At 36.4% G+C, this 23,608-nt stretch carries 21 protein-coding genes; 12 read left to right on the forward strand and 9 right to left on the reverse strand.

Annotated features, from left to right (window positions below; all coding sequences use genetic code 11):
• Positions 1-579 (reverse strand): pseudouridine synthase, encoded by a 579-nt coding sequence (locus tag BLQ19_RS08795; RefSeq protein WP_074538080.1) that lies wholly within the window; start codon positions 577-579, stop codon positions 1-3.
• A 106-nt stretch (positions 580-685) separates the two neighbouring features.
• On the opposite strand from BLQ19_RS08795, the gene BLQ19_RS08800 reads away from it, so the two are divergent.
• Positions 686-1,795, forward strand: a complete 1,110-nt coding sequence (locus tag BLQ19_RS08800) for an alkene reductase (protein WP_074538081.1) — start codon at positions 686-688, stop codon at positions 1,793-1,795.
• A gap of 78 nt (positions 1,796-1,873) precedes the next feature.
• Here BLQ19_RS08800 and BLQ19_RS08805 read toward each other — a convergent pair whose 3' ends face one another.
• From BLQ19_RS08805 to BLQ19_RS08825, 5 genes are read right to left on the reverse strand one after another with little or no spacing between them, the layout of a single operon-like run.
• The gene (locus BLQ19_RS08805) at positions 1,874-2,680 is read right to left on the reverse strand and encodes a type 1 glutamine amidotransferase domain-containing protein (protein ID WP_175444421.1); all 807 of its coding nucleotides are present in this window, start codon (positions 2,678-2,680) and stop codon (positions 1,874-1,876) included.
• Between the two features lie 9 nt (positions 2,681-2,689).
• The gene (locus BLQ19_RS08810) at positions 2,690-3,850 is read right to left on the reverse strand and encodes an iron-containing alcohol dehydrogenase (RefSeq protein WP_074538082.1); all 1,161 of its coding nucleotides are present in this window, start codon (positions 3,848-3,850) and stop codon (positions 2,690-2,692) included.
• Positions 3,851-3,882: 32 nt separating this feature from the next.
• The gene (locus tag BLQ19_RS08815) at positions 3,883-4,881 is read right to left on the reverse strand and encodes an NADP-dependent oxidoreductase (protein ID WP_074538083.1); all 999 of its coding nucleotides are present in this window, start codon (positions 4,879-4,881) and stop codon (positions 3,883-3,885) included.
• 10 nt (positions 4,882-4,891) lie between these two features.
• Entirely contained in the window at positions 4,892-5,524 is a 633-nt protein-coding gene (locus BLQ19_RS08820; protein WP_074538084.1) for an NAD(P)H-dependent oxidoreductase, read from the reverse strand.
• A 35-nt stretch (positions 5,525-5,559) separates the two neighbouring features.
• The gene (locus BLQ19_RS08825) at positions 5,560-6,138 is read right to left on the reverse strand and encodes a TetR/AcrR family transcriptional regulator (RefSeq protein WP_024481159.1); all 579 of its coding nucleotides are present in this window, start codon (positions 6,136-6,138) and stop codon (positions 5,560-5,562) included.
• 208 nt (positions 6,139-6,346) lie between these two features.
• Between BLQ19_RS08825 and BLQ19_RS08830 the strand changes: the two genes are divergently transcribed.
• The 8 genes from BLQ19_RS08830 to BLQ19_RS08860 all read left to right on the forward strand — a co-directional run bounded on the left by BLQ19_RS08830 (position 6,347) and on the right by BLQ19_RS08860 (position 16,217).
• Positions 6,347-7,168 (forward strand): helix-turn-helix domain-containing protein, encoded by an 822-nt coding sequence (locus tag BLQ19_RS08830; protein WP_074538085.1) that lies wholly within the window; start codon positions 6,347-6,349, stop codon positions 7,166-7,168.
• Positions 7,169-7,251: 83 nt separating this feature from the next.
• A complete protein-coding gene (locus BLQ19_RS08835; RefSeq protein ID WP_254788298.1) occupies positions 7,252-8,985 on the forward strand; it encodes an outer membrane beta-barrel protein in 1,734 nt (577 codons plus the stop codon).
• Positions 8,982-9,764: an outer membrane beta-barrel protein gene (locus BLQ19_RS21535; RefSeq protein ID WP_254788301.1), complete on the forward strand. Its 783-nt coding sequence runs from the start codon at positions 8,982-8,984 to the stop codon at positions 9,762-9,764. The genes BLQ19_RS08835 and BLQ19_RS21535 overlap by 4 nt, the downstream gene beginning before the upstream one ends.
• A 195-nt stretch (positions 9,765-9,959) precedes the next feature.
• Positions 9,960-11,117 (forward strand): ergothioneine biosynthesis protein EgtB, encoded by a 1,158-nt coding sequence (gene egtB / locus BLQ19_RS08840; protein WP_074538086.1) that lies wholly within the window; start codon positions 9,960-9,962, stop codon positions 11,115-11,117.
• The gene (locus BLQ19_RS08845; RefSeq protein WP_074538087.1) at positions 11,084-12,067 is read left to right on the forward strand and encodes an L-histidine N(alpha)-methyltransferase; all 984 of its coding nucleotides are present in this window, start codon (positions 11,084-11,086) and stop codon (positions 12,065-12,067) included. Before egtB ends, BLQ19_RS08845 begins: the two co-directional genes overlap by 34 nt.
• 111 nt (positions 12,068-12,178) lie before the next feature.
• On the forward strand, positions 12,179-14,302 hold the full coding sequence (locus BLQ19_RS08850) for a M3 family metallopeptidase (protein ID WP_074538088.1): 2,124 nt from the start codon (positions 12,179-12,181) through the stop codon (positions 14,300-14,302).
• 233 nt (positions 14,303-14,535) lie between these two features.
• Positions 14,536-15,555: a YHYH protein gene (locus tag BLQ19_RS08855; protein WP_074538089.1), complete on the forward strand. Its 1,020-nt coding sequence runs from the start codon at positions 14,536-14,538 to the stop codon at positions 15,553-15,555.
• Between the two features lie 20 nt (positions 15,556-15,575).
• Complete coding sequence (locus tag BLQ19_RS08860; protein WP_074538090.1) at positions 15,576-16,217, forward strand: hypothetical protein; 642 nt, start codon at positions 15,576-15,578, stop codon at positions 16,215-16,217.
• A 168-nt stretch (positions 16,218-16,385) separates the two neighbouring features.
• On the opposite strand, the gene BLQ19_RS21540 is transcribed toward BLQ19_RS08860, so the two are convergent.
• Both BLQ19_RS21540 and BLQ19_RS21545 read right to left on the reverse strand, forming a co-directional pair.
• A complete protein-coding gene (locus tag BLQ19_RS21540) occupies positions 16,386-16,862 on the reverse strand; it encodes a cytochrome-c peroxidase (protein WP_254788304.1) in 477 nt (158 codons plus the stop codon).
• 3 nt (positions 16,863-16,865) lie between these two features.
• Positions 16,866-17,546, reverse strand: a complete 681-nt coding sequence (locus BLQ19_RS21545) for a cytochrome-c peroxidase (RefSeq protein ID WP_254788306.1) — start codon at positions 17,544-17,546, stop codon at positions 16,866-16,868.
• Between the two features lie 186 nt (positions 17,547-17,732).
• On the opposite strand from BLQ19_RS21545, the gene BLQ19_RS08870 reads away from it, so the two are divergent.
• The 3 genes from BLQ19_RS08870 to BLQ19_RS08880 all read left to right on the forward strand — a co-directional run bounded on the left by BLQ19_RS08870 (position 17,733) and on the right by BLQ19_RS08880 (position 22,932).
• Positions 17,733-19,073, forward strand: coding sequence for a DEAD/DEAH box helicase (locus tag BLQ19_RS08870; protein ID WP_024481150.1), 1,341 nt, complete (start codon positions 17,733-17,735; stop codon positions 19,071-19,073).
• Positions 19,074-19,078: 5 nt separating this feature from the next.
• The gene (locus BLQ19_RS08875) at positions 19,079-20,395 is read left to right on the forward strand and encodes a DEAD/DEAH box helicase (RefSeq protein ID WP_024481149.1); all 1,317 of its coding nucleotides are present in this window, start codon (positions 19,079-19,081) and stop codon (positions 20,393-20,395) included.
• A gap of 980 nt (positions 20,396-21,375) precedes the next feature.
• Positions 21,376-22,932 (forward strand): SDR family NAD(P)-dependent oxidoreductase, encoded by a 1,557-nt coding sequence (locus tag BLQ19_RS08880; protein WP_074538091.1) that lies wholly within the window; start codon positions 21,376-21,378, stop codon positions 22,930-22,932.
• 71 nt (positions 22,933-23,003) lie between these two features.
• On the opposite strand, the gene BLQ19_RS21245 is transcribed toward BLQ19_RS08880, so the two are convergent.
• Positions 23,004-23,165 (reverse strand): hypothetical protein, encoded by a 162-nt coding sequence (locus BLQ19_RS21245; RefSeq protein WP_175444422.1) that lies wholly within the window; start codon positions 23,163-23,165, stop codon positions 23,004-23,006.
• Positions 23,166-23,608: the final 443 nt, after the last annotated feature.

Here is a 23,608-nt window from a genome sequence, read left to right on the forward strand (position 1 = left end):
TTACAAAAGGGCATCTATTTGCACAACAGTACCAGGTTCTAGCTCTTCTAAAATTTGTGTGCCAATTCTAACTCGAATCAATCGTAAGGTTGGAAAGCCAACAGCTGCCGTCATTTTACGTACTTGCCTAAATTTACCCTCAGTAAGGGTAATACTAATCCATGAATTGGGGCGATGCGTGCCAATACGTAATTTTGTATCGGGATCGGCAAGGAGTGGAGCATCAAGAAGCGTTTTTACACGACAGGGTTTGGTAATGTATTTTTTTCCTGAAAGCCCGATAAGGACTCCTCGTTCTAGTTGCAGAATATCTTCATGGGGTATTTCACCATCCAATTGCGCATAATATTCCTTTTCAATGCCAGATTGATTTATGGTATCGCTTAATTTTCCGTCGGTAGTCAGTAATAACAATCCTTCAGATTTTTCGTCTAAACGTCCAACAGGCATAATTCCTTCAGGAAAATCATATAATTCTCCTAAGAAGTGCTTTTTACGTGCTTCCTTTTCATCATTTGAGATAAACTGACTCAGCATGCCAAAAGGCTTGTAAATTTTATAGTGAAGGTGTTTTTTCATTTGAAGCAAGAAAGATACAATTAAAGAGGTTTAGCGTCACAAGAATATGCTAAATGCGTTACTAATTTTTCTCATATTTCGTAATTTTAGCTAAAAATAAAATACTATGAAAGATAAAATATTTGAAGCCTATCAATTAAAAGATATCATACTAAAAAATAAAATTGTTATGGCTCCTATGACCCGTTCTAGAGCTGCAAATGAGGGTAATGTGGCCACAGAAGAATTACAAGGAGCATATTATGCACAACGGGCATCTGCAGGATTAATAATCACAGAAGGTTCTCAGGTTTCCCAAGATGCCGTAGGGTATGTAAATACTCCCGGTATTTATACGGATGCACAGGTAGAAGGTTGGAAAAAGGTAGTTAAGAAAGTACATGATGAAGACGGTAAAATCTATATCCAATTATGGCATGTAGGGCGAATTTCGCATCCTGATTTTCATGATGGAGCATTGCCGTTAGCGCCTTCTGCTATTAATCCGAATGCCCAGTCTTATACACCAACGGGTTTTAAAGATACGGTTACGCCAAAGGCGATGACCAAAGAAGATATACAAACTACCATTGCAGATTTTAAAAATGCCGCTAAGAATGCAATTGATGCTGGTTTTGATGGCGTAGAAATTCATTCTTCAAATGGATACCTGTTCCACCAGTTTTTTAATGGAACATCTAATGTAAGAACCGATGAGTATGGAGGATCTATTGAGAATAGAGCACGTTTTTTCTTTGAAGTATTAGACGCTATAAAGTCGGTAATTCCTCAAGAAAAAGTTGGCGCAAGATTTAACCCTTCCTTACACGGAATGTTTGGCATTACAATGGATGAAGAAACCATTCCTACTTTTGAATATATTATTAAGAAGTTGAATGACGAGTATGATATAGCCTACATCCATTTATCAGAACCTTTTACAGATGTTTCAGAAATTCCGTTTGCCGTTACTGAAATAGCAAGACATTTTAGACCACTATATGATGGTACTTTAATGATTAATTCAGGTTTTACGTATGAAACAGGTAATGCTGTTCTTGAAGCAGGAAATGCAGATTTAGTAGCTTATGGAAAACCATTTATTTCTAATCCAGATTTAGTAGATCGCTTTATTTATAGCGTAGGATTAACAGATTGGGATAGTGATACGTTTTATACTCCAGGGAAGGAAGGATATTTAGATTACCCAGTAAAAACAACACAGGTTAAAGTGTAATTTAATAAAGAGATGAAAGCATAAAAAAACCTGCAGATTTAAAATCTGCAGGTTTTTTTTATGAACGTAAAGCTTCTTTTATTTCAAAGCTTCCAATAATTTTTCAGCTACTTTTTCTGAAGAAGCAGGGTTCTGGCCAGTAATTAAATTACCATCCTGAATAGCATAAGCTCCCCAATCTTCTATTTTAGAATAGATTCCGCCATTTTCACTCAACATATCTTCTACTAAGAAAGGTACAACATCGGTTAAACCTACAGCAGCTTCTTCGCTATTAGTAAATCCAGTTACATTTTTACCTTTTACCAATGGTGTTTTACCATCTACATCCTTAACACTTTTTAAAGCGGCTGGTGCATGACATACAAAAGCAATTGGTTTCTTTTGCTTATTGAAGGTTTCAATAAGCGCAATAGAAGCTTCGTCATTAGCTAAATCCCATAGCGGTCCATGACCACCTGGATAGAAAACAGCATCAAAATCATCTGGATTCATATCTGATAATTTTTTAGTATTTGCTATTCTTTCTTTAGCTTCAGCATCATCGTTAAAACGATCTGTATCTGCGGTAGCCGCATCTGGGCTATCACTGCTAGGATCTATAGGTGCTGCACCTCCATTTGGTGTAGCTATTGTAATTTCTGCACCTTTATCTAATAAGGTATAATATGGATTGGCAAATTCTTCTACCCAAAATCCTGTTTTTTTCCCTGTATCTCCTAATTTATCGTGAGATGTTAATACAAATAATATTTTCATTTTTTCTTCTTTTTTAGTTGTTATTGTTACTTCTGAATTTTCTTCAGCAGTTTGTTTTGTTTCATTCTTACAGGCAGCACCTGTAATAATACTCAGTAAGAGTACTGCAGATTTTACGTAATTCATTAAAAGCGATTAATAAGCCATTTTCACAATTTTCTCCGCGTCCTGAGGGGTTAACGCTTGGCGCTCTCCTAATCCTAACCAACCACGATCTGTAAAACGTTTAGAAATTTCTTCGGCAGTACCTTCAAATTTATCAGTGTATTCAGATAATTTTGTTTTAATTCCCAATTGGTGGAAAAAGGCTTCTGTTTTCTCGATTCCGGCATAAGCTTTATCGTCAATACTTCCTTCCGTAACATTCCAAACACGTTCTGCATACTGCGCTAATTTTTCTTTTTTAGCTTCAAAATTGTATTTGTAATGACTTGGTGCAACTACGGCTAAGGTTCTTGCATGATCAATACCAAATAAAGCAGTTAATTCGTGCCCCATCATATGTACTGCCCAATCTCCAGGAACTCCTTGTTGAATTAAACCATTTAAAGCCATGGTACAACTCCACATAAAGTTAGCGCCAGCTTCGTAATCCGTAGGATCTTTAATTACTTTTGGACCTACTTCAATTAAGGTTTGTAAAATACTTTCTGCAAATCTATCTTGTAATAAACCGCCAGCAGGGTAAGTCATATATTGTTCTAGAACATGTGTAAAAGCATCCGTAACCCCGTTTACCAATTGGCGTTCAGGAATAGATGTAATTACTAATGGATCTAAGATAGAGAAGGTAGGGAATAGTGCTGGTCCGCCCATAGCTAATTTCTCTTTAGTTTCCTCTCTTGTAATCACAAGTCCAGAATTCATCTCAGAACCTGTAGCAGGTAAGGTTAGAACAGTTCCAAAAGGCATTCCTTTGGTTGGGCGCTCTTTGTTCTTTAGCATTTCCCATGGTTCTGCTCCTTCATATTCTGCAGCTGCCGATAAAAATTTAGTGCCGTCAATTACAGAGCCACCACCTACGGCTAATAAGTAGGTAATTTTTTCCTCTTTTATCACTTTCAAAGCATCCATTAACAATGCATACTCTGGATTTGCAGGAATACCCCCAAACTCAATAAGGTCAGTTTTAGCCAAGGCAGTTTTTACTTGCTCATAAACACCATTCTTTTTAATACTTCCGCCACCAAAAAGCATAAGCACTTTGGCATCAGCAGGAATTTCGTTTGTTAATTTTCCGATGGTATCCTTTCCAAAAATTATTTTGGTAGGATTTTTATATTCAAAATTATTCATAGCTTATTCTTTAATTTTCTTTTTCTCTTTACTTAGATCTTCACAATCATTTTCCCTTTATTTTTCCCATCAAACAAGTCAAGAAAGGCACTAGGAATGTTATCAAAACCTTCTACTACAGTTTCTGTATATGTTAATTTCCCTTCCGATAACCATATTGATAATTGTTTCATAGCTTCTGGGAATTTGTCCGCATAATTAGAAACAATGAAACCTTGCATTAAAGCACTGTTCTTAACTAAAAAAGGTTGAACACTTACTCCTGTAGGTATCTCAGTACTGTTATATACAGAGATGGCTCCACAAATAATCATTCGGGCAAATCTGTTAATATTGAATAGTACCGCGTCTGAAATAGGACCGCCAACATTATCGAAATAGATATCTACTCCGTTTGGAGCTGCTGCTTTAATAGCCGCATTCATATCTTTAGTTTCGTTGTAATTGATTCCGGCATCAAAACCAAAATCTGAAGTAAGCATTTCAATTTTCTCATCAGAACCTGCAATACCAATTACATGTAAGCCTAAAATCTTAGCAATTTGACCAACTACGCTCCCTACAGCACCTGCAGCTCCAGAAATTACAATAGTTTCTCCTGCTTTTGGTTTTCCTATTTCCTGTAATCCCAAAAACGCTGTTAAGCCCGTCATTCCTAAAATACCTAAATAGGCACTTAAAGGAGCTAGATCTTTATTTACTTTAGTTAAGCCTTCTCCATTAGACACTTGTTGCGTCTTCCATTCTAGCATTCCTGAAAGGTAATCTCCTACTTGAAAAGTGGAGTGCTTAGATGCAATTACTTTTGCTACAATCCCTGAACTTATAGGTTTACCTACTTCAAAAGGAGGTACATACGATTTAGCATCACTCATGCGCCCTCTTAAATAAGGATCTACGGAAACATAACTTGTTTCTAAAAGTAGCTCTCCGTCGTTGATGACCAATTCTTCATCACTCTGTGTAAATTCAAATTCAGAGGCTGTTGGTTTGCCAACAGGTCTTTGTTTTAATAATATCGTCTTATTCATCTTATTTTTTTTATTCGATTACCGTTACTAAATCTTCGGTACTCTTACGTACTTTAACTAGATTTACTAACCAATCATTAGATTCATCTCTATATCCTATCGGTAATAATACAACACTACGTAATCCTTTTTCTCTTAATCCTAAAATTTCATCTACTGCAGCAGGATCAAATCCTTCAATAGGTGTAGCATCTACGCCTTCAAAAGCAGCAGCAGTGATAGCTTGAGAAAAAGCAATGTAAGCCTGCTTGGCCGCATGGTTAAAGTTTTCTTCCGCATCTTTCTGAGGGTAAGAGCTTAACAACATTTGACGGTAGTTTTCCCAACCTTCGTTCTCAAAACCCCTTATTTTGTTGGTTAAATCAAACATATAATTGATACGTTCTGCAGTGTAGGTATCCCATGCAGCAAATACTAATAAATCAGAACAGTCTGTGATTACAGATTGGTTCCAAGCCACCGGTCTAATTTTTTCTTTTACTTCCTGATTTTTAATTACATAAATTTCAAAAGGTTGTAAGCCGCTAGAGGTAGGAGCAAGGCGCGCCGCTTCTATAATTCTATCTAATTTTTCTTGCGGTACTTTCTTACCATTCATTGCTTTTGCTGCGTATCTCCACTTCAATTTATCAAGTAATTCCATCTGTTTATTTAATTTAGGTTTTAGTATTTAATTTTTTATAATTTGATGCTGTCCCAAGCCGCTTGGTACGCTTCCGTAATTGTTTGTTCATTTATAGAGCATTCCCCACGGTGTTGTGCTAACATTAAAAAAGATAGCGGATTGATGCTGTAAGCATACAACAGGTAATCAGAAATAGGTTTTATAACACCTTCTTCTTTTCCTCGGTGCCAAAGGTCTAAGAGTGGCTGCAAATGCTTAATCCCTTCTTGTCTACTTGGTTCGTCTATCATTGGGGTATTATCGCATTGCGCTAAAAACATGGCCTCATCAGGATCTTTTAATTTAAAGTCGGCTATGCGGTTCCATATTAACTCAAATCCTGCTTCTACTTCCATGTTCGTTGTAAAAGTTTCAAAAGCATATGCAGAAAAAGCGGTTTTGACCTCTAGGTACACCTTATTCACTAAATCTTGTTTGCTTTCAAAAAACAAGTAAATGGTTGCGGGAGATACGTTTGCCATTTTGGCAATTTTAGACATAGGAGCAGCGTGGAAACCATCGTTGTTTACCAAGCAGATAGTTGCTTTTACTAGCGCTTCTCTTTTGTCTTTACTTTTTTGAAGTTTTGCCATAATCGTATTATTCTGGTACAAAGGTATGATTAAAAAATGAACGTTCATTCTTTTTTAAGAATCTTTAACAATTAATTAAGTGTAAAAAATACATTTATAAAGAATATCCATGGTATATTTAGTGCTAGAAAATAGAGTGCGAGCTTGTGCTAAAGTAGGATGCAAGTTGCAGGTTGTAAGTTGTTTATAGTGAGATATCGATAGAAAAATGAACGAAAAAGAAATTAGAAAATACAATAAGATCTCTAGCACAGAAAGTATAAAAATTGTTCCTTTTGATATTCAGAAGCGCTATACCAGCCCGCATAAACATGATAAGTATTTAGAGATTGTCTACTTTATAAAAGGTTCTGGAGCTCATTATTTAGATTTTGAGCAATTTGAAATTATGCCACATTCTATTTTTTTCATTAAAAAAGAAGAAGTCCACCACTGGGAAATCACCACAGAACCCGTTGGTTATGTTATATTGATAAAAGAATCGTTTTTAGCACATAGCTTAGATGATACCATAGCTAAGCAATTACTACAATTAACAAGCTCACAATGTATACAGGCAGACGAAAATGATTTCTCCTTATTTGCATTATTTTCTGCTTTAACCTGGGAAATGAATCAAAAAAATGTGCTGCAACAGGTTATTGAAGGCGGCTTAAAAGCTATACTTGCTAAGATGGTAAGTTACGCCGATGCTTCACATGTTGAAACAACAGATAAATCGGTCTTATTTTTAAATTTATTGTCAGAAAAATTGGTAAATAGCGTGTCGTATTATGCGGGTTTACTAAATACCAGTGCTCAAAATCTTAATGTGGTATCACAGAAAGCATTTGGTAAGACGGCCTCAGATGTTATTGCTGTTCATATGATTAAAGAAATAAAAAGGCAATTAATATATACGAACAAATCTATTAATGCCATTGCTTATGACTTGTCGTTTAAAGATACCTCTCATTTTACAAAATATTTTAAAAGGTATGTATCCTTTACACCGCTACAATACCGCAAAAAAGCGGTTTTAGAAGTATAAACCATTTCTTATTCAAATACACCACAAAATAGGCAAACATGCCTCTAGATTTGTAGCGTTCTATAAATAACCAAAACCACTTCATGAAGCTACTAATTAAAGCATGGTGCGTATATTTCATTCTGCTAGCGCAAAGTATAACAGCACAAATTACAGGCACCATAGTAGATGCAAATACCAATGAACCATTGGAATACGCCACAGCTGCGCTATTTACTCAAAAAGATAGTATTTTAATAACGGGTGTGATCACCTCACAAGAAGGGTTTTTTGAAATTAAAGAGGTAAAACCGGGTCCTTATTATGTAGCGCTTTCATTTATGGGCTATGCTACTCGAAAAGTGGAACATATTACCCTTACTAAAAATAGCTTATCTCATGAAATAGGGACTATAGGCTTAATCCTAGGAAATCAGTTAAACGAAGTAGTTATCCAAGGAGAAAGAGCCACCGTTATTCATAAAATAGATCGTCAGGTGTTTGACCCTAAGAAATTTCAAAATAGTCAAGGGGGGAATGCTATTACTATGATTAAAAATATTCCTTCGGTTGCTGTAGATGGTCTTGGCGAAATTAGTATTCGCGGTAGCAAAGGTTTTGCCGTTCTTATCAATGGTAAGCCTACCCAAGGTGATGCCACGGCTATCTTGGCACAACTGCCAGCTAACGCGTTAGAATCGGTAGAATTAATTACTGCGCCTTCCGCAAAGTACGATCCAGAAGGTAAGGGTGGAATTATAAATATTATTACAAAAAAGGGTGCTATGAACGGCGTGTTTACCCAAATGAATCTTCGGGGAGGTTTTCCTTCTATTCAAGATTATGATTCGCAAGAAGCAGCACAGCGTTACGGAATTGATGCTACTTTGAATAAGCGTACCGATCATTGGAATATTTCTGCAGGTGCTAGTTACCAGCGCAATGATAAAACAGGTAGGAGAGAAGGTGCTGTTTTTATCATCAACCAAGTAGAAAACAAACAAACGTTTTTACCTTCAGACGGGGAACGTAGTTTTGGTGATATTAGTTATAATGGGCGCTTCAACGTAGATTTTACGCCTAACACGTCAGACAGTTATAGTGTAGGATTTTACGCAGGGAAACATACGGTAGACCGTTTAGCCGATATCGAGTATTATGATAATAATGCAGTAACGCCCATAGGTAGTGAGGATAGAATATATACGTTTCAATATTTCAATCATAATTTGAGAACACGTCAGGGCGATTTTGCCCTTGGTAGTTTTGATTATTCGCATGTATTCTCCAATAAATCTAAATTTTCTGCTTCCTTATTATATGAATATACATTCCTTGGTGGCCCTACGGTTAATGAAAATTTAGGAAGTATAGACCGCAGTGTGTTGTATCAGCAAGAATACAATACTAATGATAATCCATTAAAGGGGTACCGAGCAACCATTGATTATCAGTGGAAACCCTTTTCTTTAGGGGTTTTAGAAACAGGGTATCAATACAGATATTTAGACCATACGGGAGAATTTGTTTACGAACGTGACGGTGTATTGGTACCCGAATTTTCTAGTGCTATTAGTTTGCAAAGAACGCTCCACTCCGGATATGCGCAGCTTACAGGAACAAAAGGTAAATGGGATTATGCTGGGGGTACTCGTTTAGAGGCTATGAATAGGAAGTATTCAGAAGATTTGAAGACAGCAGCCCCAAAAGAAACCTATACCTTAGATTTCGTAAAATTATTTCCTTCTGCATCTATACAGTATGCTTTGTCTGAGGATTCTAATGTAAAAACAGCGTATAGTAAGCGTGTAGAACGAACCACGACTTTAAAAAAATGAATAGCTTTGCAGAGCGCGAACATTCTGAAGTTTTTGAACAGGGAGATAATCAGTTGAAACCAGAATTTATAGACTTGTTAGAATTGGGGTATGTCAAGAAATTTGATGGCAATACTACCCTTAATGCAACCGCATATTATAGACATGTGAATAATGTAATTAATAGGGTGAACACTTTAGCTTACCAATCTAATGGAGCTGTTTTAGATAGTGTTTTAAATAGGGTGTATTCTAATGTAGGTAAGAGTAACGCCTTTGGTTTAGAAATAGGAGCGCAGCTGCAACCTACAAAAAAATGGTCTACTTTTTTAGGAGCAAATGTTTATAGCTATGCCATTGATGGTCTGTTTACTTTTGAGCATCGAGATGGTATTACGAGAGATTATGTGGTGGCTACGGAGGCTACTATATTTTCAATGAACTTAAACGCTACCTATTCTTTTTGGGAAAACGCTTCTTTGCAATTTACCTTCAATTACCTGTCACAAACCAATACGGCTCAAGGAGAAGATTCCGAATTTTACACCCCTAATTTAGCCTTAAAAAAATCTTTTCTACAAGGCAAACTCAACGCTGTAGTGCAATGGCAAAATATGGATATGGGCTTATTAAAATCAAACGAACAGCGGATTACCACATTCAAGCCAGGAGAGTTTTACACCACCACTAATTATAGGTATGAGGTAGATATGGTGTCGTTAAATCTATCATATACTTTTAATGGAGCTAAAAACAAATCTAAGTTTATAAAAAGTGAATTCGGAGAAAAGGAGTTTTAGCGAAGATTTCATTTTAAATAATAAAATTAATTATTAGTTAGCATAGCTGTAGTGTTTAGGTTTAAAAAATAGTTTTAACTTTAGGAAATTACCTTTTTCGTTAAGGAATTGAATTCTTCTCGACTAAAAATAAAATCAATAGAGCAAATTGTAGTTTTTACAAGCAATTACATTTGATTTACAGGACCTATTTTAATGACCAACTACGAGTTAATACATCAATTTGAAAAAACACGAGCGCATTCCGTAGCCTTATGTGCGCCACTTGCGCCAGAAGATTATAATGCACAGCCCGTTGCTTTTGCAAGTCCACCAAAATGGCATTTAGCACATATTACATGGTTTTTTGAGGAAATGATTCTTAGAAAATACGATGAAAACTATGTTATTTTCAACAAAGATTTTTCATACCTTTTTAATAGCTATTATCAAACCGTAGGCGAAAGGGCTGCGCGTTCTCTCAGAGGAGCCATGACCAGACCGCTTATTGAGGAAATTTATAGTTATAGAACCTATGTAGATCAGCATATTGTTGCCCTTTTAAAATCTAAATTATCCTTAGAGATAGAAACGCTGGTAACTTTAGGCATTCAGCATGAGCAGCAACATCAAGAATTGTTACTCACAGACCTAAAACATACATTTTCTTTCAATCCGCTTCATCCTGTTTACCATGAAAAATTTAATCTAGTACAGGATACTAATAACGAAGAAGGTTGGTTAGCCATGCCGGAAGGTATTTATGAAATCGGCCATCAAGGTGATGGATTTTGTTTTGATAATGAGCTAGGAAGGCATAAGGTTTTTTTACATGACTACCAATTGTCTAAAGGTTTAGTAACCAATGGAGATTTCATAGCTTTTATAGCTGCTGGCGGGTATCAAGAATTTAAGTATTGGTTGGATGAAGGATGGTCTTGGGTACAAGAAGAAAAGATCACGGCACCGCTTTATTGGATACAGAAAGATGGAACTTGGTTTTCCTACACTCTGGCAGGTTTAAAACCTGTAGATGTAGATGCTATACTCTCTCATGTTTCCTTCTATGAAGCTCAGGCTTTTGCAACGTTTAAGAATATGAGACTCCCAACAGAATTTGAATGGGAAGCAGCATCAGAAAAATTTAATTGGGGAAAACGATGGGAGTGGACCTATTCTGCTTACGTGCCTTATCCTAATTTTAAAATTGCCGATGGCGCTGTAGGAGAATACAATGGCAAATTCATGATCAATACCATGGTACTTCGTGGTAGCTCTGTAGCTACTAGTGAAGGTCATGAAAGAAATACATATAGAAACTTTTTTCACCCAAAATATAGATGGCAGTACACAGGAATCAGACTAGCGAAATAACTATTGATACAGCGTTTTTAAGGCATGTAGACTTAGGACTTAATAGTCGTCCTAAATTTTTGTCATCGCGTTATTTTTATGATGAAATAGGCGATAAGCTCTTTGTTAAAATAATGAATCTTCCAGAATATTATTTGACGCGGGCAGAGCATGAAATTTTAAAAGAGCAGAATAATGCTCTCATCAGTGCCTTAGGAGTAAGGAAAGACACGTATTTTGAGCTGATAGAATTGGGTGCGGGAGATGGTACAAAGACCAAAGAGTTACTAAAGCCTTTAGTAGCCCAAGGTTTTAAGTTTGATTACCTACCCATAGATATTTCACAGCATGCGCTAGACGATCTAGAAGAAAATCTAAAAAAGGAAATCCCTAATCTTTCTGTAAAAACACAACAGGGAGACTATTTTGGGGTTTTAGAGAGTTTTAAGAACAGTGAACACCCTAAAGTGGTGCTTTTCTTAGGGTCTAATTTAGGGAACATGGAAGATGATGAAGCCGCTAGTTTTATGGAACAGCTTTCTGACAACTTAACTACAAACGATAAACTTTTTTTGGGGCTTGATTGTATTAAGGCATCGGATGTAGTATTACCAGCATATAATGATAGCCAAGGTGTTACCGCTGCATTTAATTTAAATTTACTGACCCGAATTAATAAAGAGTTTGGTGCAGAATTTGATATTTGGAACTTTAAACATGCGCCAGAGTATGATGAGCAATCAGGAATTGCCAAAAGCTTTTTGGTCAGTAAGAAAACCCAAAAAGTGTGGATAGCTGCATTAGACCAGTATATTTCTTTTGAGCAAGGGGAAAAGATACACACCGAGATTTCTAGAAAATATGATGCAGAAATTCTAAAGGCTATTTTAGCGGAAACAGCGATGGTCATTCAAACCAAATTTACGGATAGCCATAACTATTTTGCTGATTATGTAGTAGTTAAAAAATAGCTGTAAAATTATTTTTAAAAGTAGTGGTTCTTCTTTTTTTAGGGCTTTGAAATGTGGAATTAAATCAGGCTAATTTCCTATATTTACAGGGACTAATTTTAAAATATTTACATGAAAAATGTATACACTATGTTTTTACTTACGGTGTTATTTACAAGCTGTAATGACTCCAAAAGTAAAAACGAAACCACTTCACAAGACCCTATGAATACTACTGAGAATCCATTATTGGTAGAAAGTACCTTACCGTATTTTGCACCAGATTTTAGTAAAATCACCAATGATCATTTTAAACCGGCTCTAGATCAAGGTATTGACTTGCAAGAGAAAGCGGTACAAGAAATAGCGAATGCTTCCACGGAAGTTACGTTTGATAATACCATCTTGGCTTTAGAGAAAAGTGGCGAAGTTTTAGAACGTGTTTCTAATATCTTTTACGGTTTAACGGGTGCACATACGAATGATACGCTTCAAGCAGTTCAAGAAGAAATGGCGCCTAAATTTGCAGCGCTACAAGATGCTATCTTTCTTAATGATAAACTATTTCAAAGAGTTAAGCATTTAAACGAGATTAAAGAAAGTTTAGGTCTAGAAGCAGAAGCTGTAAAGTTAATAGAGAACTATTTTGAGCAGTTTGAAAAAGCAGGAGCAAATCTTTCTCCAGAAGATAAAGAAGTTTTAAAAGGGTATAATGCTAAATTAGCAGCCTTAGAAAATCAATTTAATAAAACTTTATTAGAAGCAAATAATAACGGAGCATTAGTGTTCACCGATAAAGCTGCGTTAGCGGGACTTTCTGAAGCACAATTAAAATCTTTAGAAAATACAGAAGGGGAAGGTTGGAAAATTCCTTTGTTGAATACCACACAACAACCTTTATTACAAAGTCTTGAAAATAGAGCTACGAGAGAAAAATTATTTAAAGCAGCATTCTATAGAACAGATGGCTCTGCGCATGATACGAAGGGTATTATTACAGAACTAGCAGAACTGCGTGCTAAAAAAGGAGCACTTTTAGGTTTTCCTAATTATGCAGCATGGAGTCTTCAAGGAACCATGGCTGAAGTTCCAGAGAACGTTTTTAAAATGTTTGAAGGTTTAATTCCTGCAGCTACTGCAAAGGCGGCTAATGAAGCTGCAGAAATACAGCAAATGGTAAAAACTAAAGGGGAGGATTTTACTTTAGAAGCGTGGGATTGGAACCACTATGCAGAAATGGTACGTATCGCCAAATATGATTTGGATGAAAATCAAATCAAACCTTATTTCGAAACAAAAACTGTTTTAGAAAAGGGTGTTTTTTATGCAGCAAGAAAATTATACGGCATCACGTTTAAAGAGCGTATTGATATTCCTACCTATCATGAAGATGTATTGGTATATGAGCTTTTTGAAGAAAACGGGGAAGCATTAGGCTTATTCTATGCAGATTATTTTGCAAGACCAAGTAAACGAGGAGGCGCTTGGATGAGCAATTTTGTAACGCAGTCTAAATTGTATGACAAAAAACCGGTAATTTACAATGTATGTAATTATCCTAAACCAGCTTCAGGAGAACCTGCATTGCTTACGTATGATGAAGTAGAAACTATGTTCCATGAATTTGGTCATGCGTTACATGGCTTCTTTGCAGATCAGCAATATCCTTCATTGTCGGGAACAGCTGTTGCAAGAGATTTTGTAGAATTTCCTTCTCAGTTTAATGAAAATTGGGCTCTATACCCTGAAATTCTAAAAAATTATGCCGTACACTACAAAACTGGAGAACAAATTCCACAGACATTACTAGATAAGATTAAAAAATCAGGAACCTTTAATCAAGGATATAGCTTAACAGAAAACTTAGCAGCTTCTAATTTAGACATCCAATGGCATGTTATTGCTGCAGATACTAAAATTGCAGATGCCAATGCTTTTGAAAAAGAAGCTTTAGCAAAAACAAAGTTAGATGTTGTTAGCGCGGTTCCTCCTAGATATAGATCTACGTATTTTGCACACATCTTTGGAGGTGGCTATGCAGCAGGATATTACTCGTATTTATGGACAGAAATGTTACATCATGATGCTTATAACTGGTTTGAAAATAACGGTGGTTTAACACGCGCAAACGGACAACGTTTTAGAGAAATGGTACTTTCTAGAGGAAATACGTTAGACTTAGAGCAGATGTATAAAGATTGGAGAGGCTCTGATCCGCAAATTGCACCAATGCTTACCGCTAGAGGTTTAGAATAGCAACCTACTATCGTATATCATATATAAAGGAGCTCCTAGGGGCTCCTTTTTTTATAGCTATATTTTTGAGTTCTTCTTCTAAAATAGCGGTTTTTATGGTTTAAGTAAAGGCTTAGTTGATTCAGAGGTGGCATTCGCTGAATAGTTTTCTTGATTCGCTTATTGTTAAAATTTACATCCTTTTTATAGGGTAGATTTACTCCATCAAAGAATCTTAATTAAACAATTTAGCCATGAAAATTTTTGAAAAATTAAATATATTTTACGCAGTATTGATGGTAATGGCTTTGGCATTTTTTGTGGCCTGTAGCAGCTGTAGTAATAGTTCGTCAGATGCAGATACTGATGCAGAAATAGAAGAAACTACCAGTGATGATCTTGTCATGGACGTAGACCCTAGTCTTTTTTTAACCGATGGCGGAGCGGTTACAGTGACCTTAGTACCTTGTACCCTTTCAGACGGTACGGAGGGAGATTGTTACCAGATTGTAACTACAAGTACACCAGCAGATCATACCATGGGGCCTTGGTGTCCAGATAATATTGCTGATGGTGCAGAAGCTGGCGGTATATGGCTAGAAAACGGAGAAGTATATGATGTAGATGGTGCTTTTATTCAAAATATGGCCACCTTTTATAATGATGAGAATTGGATGATGTATGATGAAAACGGAGACATATATACCACAGAAACTGAAGATGACTGTGCAAATGCCGCTAATCCAAACGTAGGTGAGGAGTATGCAAATTTCTGTGTGGAGTGTCTCCCATCGTATGTAACAGATATGAGTAACACGTATACGATACCTGTTACCCCAGTAAAATTAGCGAGTCCGCTTTCTTTTGGCGGTTTTGGACCTCCAGGTGCAAGTTCTGCTCCATCAAATAGAGGTCTTGCTTTTAACGGTGTTGTTTTTGATGCGCCGGCCCCTACAGATGCTATTTTAGGAGCCTATACTTTAGCGCCTTTTGATGATGCAGGTGGACATATCAATCTAAATGCAGGGTATCATTATCACGCAGCAACAGGCGTTTCTACACAGGTAGCACAAACAGATAATCATGCCGCACAAATTGGTTATGCGATGGATGGTTTTGCAATGTATGCACAGTTAGATGCAGATGGAAATGAGCCAACAGATTTAGATGATTGTAGAGGACATACGGATAGTATTAGAGGCTATCATTATCATGTAGCAGCACCAGGATCTAATAGTTTTATAGATTGTTTATCAGGAGCATACGCAGAGTAATAATTAAAAAAGTAAAGATCATGTATAAAATTGTAATCGCTTTATTTTTTATGAGCTTAAGTGTGCAAGCACATCAAGCAGATGCTTCTACAGTACTACTTGTAGAACGAGATAACGGAAGTTGGGTATTGCAAATGGCAGGAGCGTTGACGGCATTTCAGCATGAGATAAAAACAATGCATCCAGAGCAAGAATACAAGACTCCAGAAGAGTTTAAAGCCATGGTAATTGCCCATGTGAAAGATAATTTAAGTTTTTTATTTAATGAGAATATCAAGTATACTATTACCAGTGCGCAAGTACAATTAGGTCATGAAACAAAAGTAGTTTTTGAAGTAAACGGAATTCCTGATGACCTAGAAAATATGGTGGTTACCAATACCATCTTCAAAGAAATTTATAAAAACCAGAGTACATTATTGTTCTTTAAAAACGGCTTGGAAAAAACCAAATTCGTGTTGAATAATGAGAATCAGCATACCTTAAATTTAAAAGTAGAGGGCGCTACATTGGTTGCTGCACCCGTAGCAGTAAAAAGAGATTATTCGGCCTTATATGCTGTTGGAGGTACCGTTTTTTTAATGGGAGTCGTAAATTATTTCTGGATGAGTTACAAAGAGAAAAAGCCACTACAGGTGGTAAAGAATCATAATTTGAGTTAGTTAATTAATTGTAGTAAGTAGTAGTTGTTTAATAAGAGTCAAGTTATGTAGTAGTTCTCGGCTCTTAGTTTTAAGTTGATGAGGGAGCCTTTCGGGGCTCCTTCTGTGTTTGTACTAGTTTTAGGTATAGGAAGTTTTATTTTTTTCCATCAAAAAACAAGGATCAATTTAGTGGATATTACCACCCACGGGCAATCCACTAGGAACACTAGTGGGGATTTCTTTATCAAAATTGTCATCATTCAGCGTATTTAAAAATGAAATGAGTAAAGACATTTCTTTAACACTTAGCTCCAAATCGTCCACAAGAGGGTCGAACATGGCTTTAGAAACCGATTTATTTCTTGTTTTTCCTACGGAGATGTCTTCATAGAATTCCAGAACTTCTTTTAAATTTTGAAACACCCCATTATGCATATAGGGAGCGGTAAAACGTAGGTTTCGTAAAGAGGGCGTTCTAAAAGCAAAACGCTCATCAGCACCGCTATCTGGTATCAGAACTTTTTTATTTTCAGGAACACCAATCACATGCAGTTTGTAATCAGAGAACATAGGACCGCTATGGCAATTAATGCAGCCTACCGATTCAAAGAGTACTAAACCTTCTTTTTCGGCTAAGGAAATAGCCTTTGTATCTCCAGACATATACTAATCAAAGCGCGAATTATTGGCGACTAATGTTCGTTCAAAAGCAGCAATAGCTTTTGCAATATGAATGCTGTCTATAGGAGCATTGGAACCAAAGGCGGCAGCAAAGAGTTTTTTATATTCCGGTATGGCTTCAAGTCGTTCTGCTACCTCGGTTAAAATTTGCTTTTTCTCAAAATGATGTCCTCTCATCTCCTCTAAGGTTTTGATAGGTTCTAAAGCTTGTTTCTCTAAGCTTTTAATACGGTCATCCCAAAACATAGCGGCATTTTCAGGATCATAATCGCCTTTTTCCCTAATGCCATTATAGGCGGTATTTAAAATAGTAGGAGAGTTGCGTTTCATAAGCGGAATAGTATTCGGGGTGTTAAAAACCCGTTTACTTCCTAAGCCCTTTCCATTACTTCCAATAGAGAGGTCTAAAAATTCGGCATAGCCCGTTGCAGGATGATGGCAACTTACACAAGAAATATCTTTACCACCAGAGAGAATAGGGTCATAAAATAAGAGCTTTCCTAAATGTGCTTTCTTAGCAGTACTAGGGTTGTTCATAGGCGCTTTAACTCCTTTCGGCAATGCTGCTACGGTAGGTACGGCTTCAGGTTTTCTAGCGCTAGGGTTCCCGCAGCTCCATAGCAGAATGGGGAGTACAATAATGGATATATAAAATTTGATACTCATAGCTAAAACCGCTTTGTTAGACAAGTTTAGGGCATAAAGATTATATGCACAACTATCACAAGTTAAATCCAATAAAGTGCATCAAATTAAGTGATTAACCCGCCAAAATAGGCTAAGAATAACAGATAACATCTAATCTTTACCGATACCAAAAAAACTGTAGTTATCTTTGCGAAAAATTATTTTATGTCAAAGCATTTTTCCAAGCTAGGTGTTAATGAAGTATTTCAGAAAAGTTTAGCCGATTTAGAAATTACAACCCCTACAGATATTCAGGTGAAGACCATTCCGCTAGTACTTACTGCAAAGAAAGATATTGTGGCTTTGGCAAAAACGGGTACAGGAAAAACGGCTGCATTTGGACTCCCATTATTGCAATTGGTAGACACAAAAAATAATGATATACAAGTAGTTATTTTGGCACCTACACGCGAGTTAGGGCAACAGATTTATGCCAACTTAGTATCCTTTTCTAAATACAGTCCGGCTATTGTTATTGCTTCTATTTGTGGAGGTACGCCTATAAAACCTCAAATTGAGAAATTAAAAAGTGCCACACATGTGGTTGTAGCTACACCAGGACGTTTGGTAGATCTTATTCAACAGAAAGCCATCAACATAAAAAACACCGCGTATTTGGTGTTAGATGAAGCCGATGAAATGGTAACGGCATTAAAGCAAGACTTAGATCCTATCGTACAAGAATTGCCAGAAGAGCGTAGAACATTCTTGTTTACGGCGACGATGCCAGGCGCTATCAAGCAATTGGTGCAGAATTACTTGAATAAGAATGTCATGCATCTTGAGGCAGATATGGATACTATAGGGCATCAAGGTATTGAACATCAATATATTGTAGTAGAACCTATAGAGAAACTAGACGTTTTATTACATTTTTTAAGTTCTCGCGAAGGAGAACAAGGCATCATTTTCTGTAAAACAAAAGCTGCTGTAAATAAGCTAGCGAAGAACTTAGCGATTAATAAATTCTCATCAGGAGCACTTCACGGGAGTTTAACCCAGGTAATCCGTGATCGTGTTATGGGGCAGTTTAGAGAAGGGCAACTAAAAATTTTAGTAGCTACAGATTTAGCCTCTCGTGGTATTGATGTTAAGAATATATCTTACGTAGTAAATTACCACTTGCCAGAAACCTATGACTTATATGTACATAGAAGTGGTAGAACGGCTAGGGCAGGAGCAAACGGACTCTCCATAACCATTTTACAACAAGAAGAGGTTGCAGAAATTCCAGAATTTGAAAAAGAATTGGGCATTAGCTTTCATAAAATTGAAAAGGCAGATGCATCAAGTTTAGAAGAGACCAATGCCTTACTTTGGGCAAAGAAAATCTTTAAAACAAAACCCAACAGAGACGTTTCTGAAGATTTTAAAACTAAAGTAAAAACTGTTTTTCATCATTTAACAAAAGATGAACTAATAGATAAAGTATTGGCTAATTATTTAGAGCACAATACCAATATTCTTCCAAAGGAAGAGACACCAACAAATAAGAAAAATAGATAGTTGTAATGGCGAATAGTATAAAAGATCAAGAGGATATTTTAGCAAAATTAAATATCCACCAATTGAACCCAATGCAAGAGGAGGCTATTGCTGTAATTGAAAAAACAACCAATACCATTTTGCTTTCTCCAACAGGAACAGGAAAAACATTAGCGTTTTTATTACCGCTATTAAAAACATTAGATGCTAGCATTGATGAAGTGCAAGCCTTGATTGTAGTGCCTTCTCGTGAGTTAGCCATACAAATAGAGCAAGTACTTCGTATAATGGGTACCGGTTTTAAAGTAAATGCTGTTTACGGAGGTCGTACTATGGCAAAAGATAAGATGGAGCTGAAGCATAACCCTGCTATTCTTATAGGAACGCCAGGTAGAATTCTAGATCATTTTATGAATGATCGTTTTTCTAAAGAGAGCATCAAAACATTAATTTTAGATGAGTTTGATAAATGTTTGGATAAAGGTTTTTCTGATGAGATGAAAGGTATTATTGCAAACGTACCGCGTATCAATAAACGTATTCTAACATCGGCAACGCAAAATATTGAAGTTCCTCCATTCGTACGCTTAGACAAGCCTGTACTTATCAATTACTTGAAAGAGAAAAAAGCACTTAAATTAGAGATTAAAACGGTCATCTCTCCTTTAAGAAACAAATCGCAAACCTTATTAGATTTGGTGATGCATTTAGGGAATGAGCAAGGAATTGTTTTTTGTAACCTAAAAGAAAATATAGAGTACTTAGATAAGTTTCTTACGGAAAAGAAGATTAGCCATTCTACGTTTTCAGGAGAGATGGAACAGTATGATCGGGACCGTGCCTTAATCAAATTCAGAAATGGTACAAGTCAGCTTTTGATTGCTACAGATTTAGCAGCGAGAGGTATAGATGTGCCTGAGCTTAAGTATATTATTCATTATGATGTGCCAGCTTCTGAGGAAGAATTTACACACCGTAACGGAAGAACAGCACGTGTAAATACCAAAGGTACTGCTTATGTAATGCGATGGGAAAAAGAAGAATTTCCTGAGTTTGTAAAAAACCCTAACCGTGCCAATATTTCTGTAAAAGCACCTCGCAAGCCACAATACTGGGAGACTTTATTTATTTCGGGCGGCAGAAAAGATAAAATTTCTAAAGGAGATATCGCTGGGTTATTCTTTAAGCAAGGCGAAATTTCTAAAGATCAATTAGGAACTATAGAATTGAAGCAAGATTGCGCTTTTGTTGCTGTACCCTTAGCAATTGCTGATGAGTTAGTACGAAAGTTGAGCAATACAAAATTGAAAAAGAAGAAAGTCAGAATTACAGTTTTGGAGTAGTTTTTTTTCTTTAAGTATTAAGTAGTTAGTAATAAGTATATAGTACAAAGTATGAAGTAAAAAAGTATTATTTATTTAGCCTTTACAAATCAGCACACGGCTATCACTTCGAGTGAATTATGAAGTAGCGATAGCGGATGAATAATTAGTATCGAGAAGTATTCGAGTAGTAGAAAGTTCTCGATACAATATTCTGTCGAAAATCACTCGAACTGACATTTGAGTTATAAGTAAAGAGAGTGATTGTCATCAAGATTCTCAATCACATATCAGAATACCGCTGTCACTTCGAGTGAATTATGAAGTAGCGATAGCGGAGGCGTAATTAGTATCGAGAAGTATTCGAGTAGTAAAAGGTTCTCGATACAATTTTCTATCGAAAACCACTCGAACTGATATTTGAGTTGTAAGTAAAGAGTACAAAGTACAAAGTAAAAAGAATACTAGTGATCAAGCCTTTACCAATCAGCACACCGCTGTCACTTCGAGTGAATTATGAAGTAGCGATAGTGGATGCGTAATTCGTATCGAGAAGTATTCGAGTAGTAAAAAGTTCTCGATACAATTTTCTATCGAAAACCACTCGAACTGACATTTGAGTTATAAGTAACGAATACTAAGTGGAGAGTACAGAGAGTAGTAGTGCTAATGTTTCTCAATTACAAATCAGCACACCGCTGTCACTTCGAGTGAATTTTGCAGTAGCGGTAGCGGATGAATAATTAGTATCGAGAAGTATTTGAGTAGTAAAAGGTTCTCGATATAATTTTCTATCGAAAACCACTCGTACTGACATTTGAGTTCTGAAAAGATAGTACGAAGTTGTACGTAAAAAGAGTAGTAGTTAAAATGCCTCTCAATTACAAATCAACACACCGCTGTCACTTCGAGTGAATTATGAAGTAGCGATAGCGGATGAATAATTAGTATCGAGAAGTATTAATGCCCTAAAAAACGCATCATAGCATAGTAAAATTTATATGAATTTAAACGCTGAAGACCCTTCTATTTCATCTCCAATTTCCTCAGAAGAAATAGATAAATGCATTGCCCTATTAGCGCAACTCGTAAAAAATACAGATCAAATTTTTGATATTCCCCTGGAACAAAGAACGGAGCTCCTTAAAGTAACCGGACAATTTTCTAGACCAAATAGAGACGAATTCTCCCGTCGGAAAAAGGATGCCAAAAAAGCAAACAAACGCAAGCAAGATAAGATGGACCGGGTGGCACGTAAAGATACCGGCATCCGTAATGCACGCGAAGCGCATATTTTTACCGCTCCAAAATTATTACAAGCAGCAGATTTAGCTAACAAAGAACAGCAAGAATTAGAAATTGCTCGTAATTGCTATGTCTGCAAAACATCTTTTACCAAACTCCACCATTTTTACGATACCATGTGTACGGAGTGTGGCGATTTTAATTATGCCAAACGTTTCCAATCCGCCAATGTTAAAGGGCAAGTAGCGGTCATTACCGGCTCTCGTTTAAAAATAGGTTATCATATCACCTTAATGTTATTGCGTGGCGGAGCAACTGTTATTGCAACCACACGTTTTCCTGTAGATTCTGCCTTACGCTTTTCTAAAGAGGCCGATTTTATGGAATGGGGGCACCGCTTAAAAATACACGGATTAGATTTGCGTCATATTCCGAGTGTAGAAATCTTCTGCAATTTTATAGAACAGCAGTATGATCATTTAGATATTCTAATTAATAATGCCGCACAAACGGTACGCAGGCCTGCAGGGTTTTACCACCATTTAATGGCCAATGAAGAACAACCGATAGCAACGCTACCTAAATTTGCACAAGAATTATTGCAAGATCATAATAGTTGTTTAGAAGAGTTAACGCAGCTTACCACCACAGCATCTCCTAACCAGAATATGCCCGTTACTTGGCATGGCCCTGAACCAGGAATAGGCTTACGTGCTTCGGCGCAACTCTCGCAGATACCTTATAGTTTTGATAAGGCTTTAGTTGCTAAAGAAGTATTCCCGGAAGGGGAATTAGATGCTGATTTGCAGCAGGTAGATTTACGAAATACCAACAGCTGGCGTCTGAAATTGGGTGAAATAGAAACTACAGAAATGATAGAAGTACAGCTGGTAAATGCTGTAGCGCCTTTTGTTTTGTGTAACCGTTTGGCAGAGGTAATGAAAAAGAACCCTACAGGGCAGAAACATATTATAAATGTTACGGCAATGGAAGGCAAATTCCACCGTGCTTTTAAAGAATCGCGACACCCACATACCAATATGGCCAAAGCGGCTTTAAATATGTTAACCCATACTGCGGCAGGCGATTTAGCCAAGCAAGGTATTTTTATGAATGCGGTAGATACGGGTTGGGTGACGGATGAAGATCCTGCTGCTTTGGCAAAAAAGAAGCAAGAAGAGCAAGATTTTCAACCACCATTAGATATTGTTGATGGCGCTGCACGGGTTATGGATCCTTTATTTGATGGGATTAATACCGGAAAGCATTGGGCAGGTAAATTCTTAAAAGATTATTTCCCTATAGATTGGTAGGAGGTAAGCTTTCTTAGGAGTAAATAAAATACATTTGTTCAACATACAAAGCTCTTCAACTTTTTTTAGTATTAGTTAAACAAGCTACCTTGGGTTTCGGGCATTACTAGCCATAGCGTCAATCTATGATAGCTACAAGTTAGACCATGACGTACCATCTTACCAATAGTTCCTTCTTCTACAAAAGAAGCATTCCTATGCGTTTTTCTCCTTGCTTTTAGGAAGATGCGCATTGAGTTTCTTTATGCACTTAAGTGCCTCATTGTTTTTTTTTACTATTATTTTCCTTTTCTGCGGAATCCCGCAAGGTTTTGAATAGGATTATGTTTTATATTAGCAATGTAATAATTCCCCCACAAATTTTTATGTAGTTCACTGTATATCTTATTTAGATAATGGGATTGCTATGTTTAAAAAGTAGCATATAAATGGAGTAATCGTATACCAAAGGTTTTTAAACGAATATTAATCAAATCAGTAAACTTAAAGTTCGCAAAAACATTAAAAGTCCAAATGATAAGCATTTTTAAAAATAATCAAAATTTAACTACTTTTAATTTTTAAACTTCATTTTTAAAGGAGGTTGCTCTTTATATAAGAGAAAATCAAAATGTTGATTTTAAACTAGTTGAACATGGAGATGATTTAGTATTTGAGTCAAATTATAGAATTGACC

Origin of the sequence: Cellulophaga baltica, assembly GCF_900102165.1 — a bacterium.
GTDB lineage: Bacteria > Bacteroidota > Bacteroidia > Flavobacteriales > Flavobacteriaceae > Cellulophaga > Cellulophaga baltica.